Genomic DNA, 2,372 nt, shown 5'->3' with positions numbered 1-2,372 from the left:
GGCGTACCCAGAGCCGACATATTATCTCTAATAAAATCCAACCGTTGCGAGTGTTGCTCGATGGCGATTGCCCGACATCGTGGATGCGATCGCAGCCATTCAAACCCGATCGAGCCACAGCCCGCACCGACATCCCATAATAATTCCCCTGGCAGCGGCGCAAGTGCGGCTAAAGTTATCGCGCGGACTTCGCGTTTAGTGAGCTGTCCGTCATGATGATACGCGCTATCGGGCAGTCCGGGCAGCCGATTTACAGGGGTTGTTTCGGCATCAATGCGGCAGTCAATCGCGATCGCATTCAGAGCGGCTACCTCCTGTTTAGAGAGCGATCTGGCTAGATCTGAAGTTATATTTTCGAGATCGCCACCGAGATGTTCTAATATTGTCATCTGACTATCGCCATAGCCCCGCTGAGTCAGTAAATCTGCCACAATTTGAGGCGTATCGGCACCCGCACTCAAGACTAATAATTTGGCATGGGGAGTTAGCAGCGCGGTCAAAAAATCTGGCGATCGCCCGCACAGGCTCACGGTTTCTACTGCCGTCAGCGACCAGCCCAAACGGGCGCAGGCGAGGCTAAAGGTGGATGGGGCGGGGATAATCGTCATTTCCGAGATCGGCACGTACCGCAGTAACGTCACCCCGATCCCATAACAGAGCGGATCGCCACTAGCCAGAATGCAGACGGGAGTACCGCGATATTTGAGAATCGAGGCGATCGCGTCTTCCAGCGGTGATGTCCACTCCAGTCGCTCCGAACGCTCGTCTTCTAACATCGCGAGATGACGTTTGCCGCCCACAATCAGCACCGCGCGATCGACCAATTCTCGCGCCAAGGGACTTAGTTCGACTAGTCCCCTCTCACCGATACCGACGATCGATAACCATTTCTGACGTTCGCTCAATGTTAACTTCCTGTCTGATATATAGACTAGCCCTAATGAAAATAGGGGAGCTAATCCTCGCGCGATCGAAATCCGCCGACTAATTCCGACGAGACATTAGCAATTGTACGAGTTGGAGCACAGAGTACAGAGCCGTCGCTACATACGTCAACGCCGCCGCATCTAAGACCTTTTTAGCTCCTCTATTTTCATCACCTTGCAAAATACCCAATTCATTAATTAATTTCAATGCGCGATTTGAAGCATCAAATTCCACTGGCAAAGTCACAATGTGAAATAACACCACTCCTAAAAATAGCACGATGCCAATGTTAATAAAGATCGTGCTGATACTACCCATTGCTGTCAGACCAAAACCCAACATAATCAGCACCGGCCCGATATTAGAACCCAGATTTGCGGCTGGCACTAATGCAGCGCGAATATTCATCGGCTTGTAGCCTTTGACATCTTGGAGGACATGACCGCACTCATGAGCGGCTACTGCCGCTGCTGCCAGTGATGTCGAACCATAGACGACTTCAGATAATCTGACAGCTTTGGCGCGGGGATCGTAATGGTCGGTGAGTTCGCCGGCGATCGGTTCTACCGAAACATTCTGGATGCCCATTTCTTGTAAAATCTTTTCGGCAACTTGTGCGCCCGTCATCCCCATCCGCGCATCCACCTGGGCGTATTTTTGATAGGTACCTTTGACTCGAAACTGCGCCCACATCATGAGCAACATTCCAGGTAATAGAAAAAGCAGATAAAACATATAAATTTCTTACCTAATTTTAGTTAACTAATGGCAATGCTCGCCCTTGGGCTGGATCTTACCATTTTTGGCGATCGGTGATTTAGGTTTGTAATTTAAGGCAATACAGTCCAGCCAATTGGGGCGATGTTCGATTCTCGTTTCGAGAGGCTCCGCCAACGAGCCACCGCTTAGTATCTGCTTGGGCGTTACGAAGATCGAGACTTGAGTCTCTACATCTCGATCGCGCACAGCCGAACATTGGCCGTCAGGGAGTACGAATATCGATCGATTTCCCGCTATCGATAGATTTTTGGAAATTATTAGTAGTTGTAAATCTGTCGATCGATAGATTGCCAATTGGCATTAAAGCAATCAGATTTTTGATAAACAATTTTATGTACTTGAATCAAAGAGTAGTGAGCTACTAATAAATATTTTGCATATAATTAAAGGATGTCAATCAAATAGACGGTGCCCCGATCGCTCGAACGATCGGAGCTGAAAACATGCTTTGCGAATAAGATGAAAGCTATCACATCTAATGGTGATGGCCAATTTAACCGAAGAAAACGGCAAGGCATCTCAGAGCATGCGACTAGCAGATTTCCATCTAAAAGTTAGTTTATTCGATCGACAACAGCCCGAATTTTAATTACTACAAAAAATGGCTAATATCTTAGAAACTGCCACTAAATCTGGCGACTTTACCACATTATTGAAAGCAATTA

Annotated in this window: 3 protein-coding genes; all 3 read right to left on the bottom strand. The window is 47.8% G+C overall.

Annotated elements, in window-relative coordinates; translation table 11 throughout:
- Window positions 1-905 (bottom strand): precorrin-6y C5,15-methyltransferase (decarboxylating) subunit CbiE (gene cbiE, locus RMO84_RS03370; RefSeq protein WP_310487035.1); only part of this gene is annotated, 905 nt, incomplete at its 3' end.
- Window positions 906-984: 79 nt separating this feature from the next.
- Window positions 985-1,662 (bottom strand): zinc metallopeptidase, encoded by a 678-nt coding sequence (locus RMO84_RS03365; RefSeq protein WP_310487034.1) that lies wholly within the window; start codon window positions 1,660-1,662, stop codon window positions 985-987.
- A gap of 27 nt (window positions 1,663-1,689) precedes the next feature.
- Window positions 1,690-1,893 (bottom strand): hypothetical protein, encoded by a 204-nt coding sequence (locus tag RMO84_RS03360; protein WP_310487033.1) that lies wholly within the window; start codon window positions 1,891-1,893, stop codon window positions 1,690-1,692.
- Window positions 1,894-2,372 lie beyond the last annotated feature (479 nt).

The sequence above is a fragment of the Chamaesiphon sp. VAR_69_metabat_338 genome (assembly GCF_031423935.1).
Taxonomy (GTDB): domain Bacteria; phylum Cyanobacteriota; class Cyanobacteriia; order Cyanobacteriales; family Chamaesiphonaceae; genus Chamaesiphon.
Note: the sequence above shows the minus strand (reverse complement) of the source record. Positions and strands in the feature narration are given on the sequence as shown.

What these genes read in the sequence shown, in the direction of transcription:
- RMO84_RS03365 (WP_310487034.1), bottom strand. Translation starts at nt 1,662, where the DNA reads ATGTTTTATCTGCTTTTTCTATTACCTGGAATGTTGCTCATGATGTGG.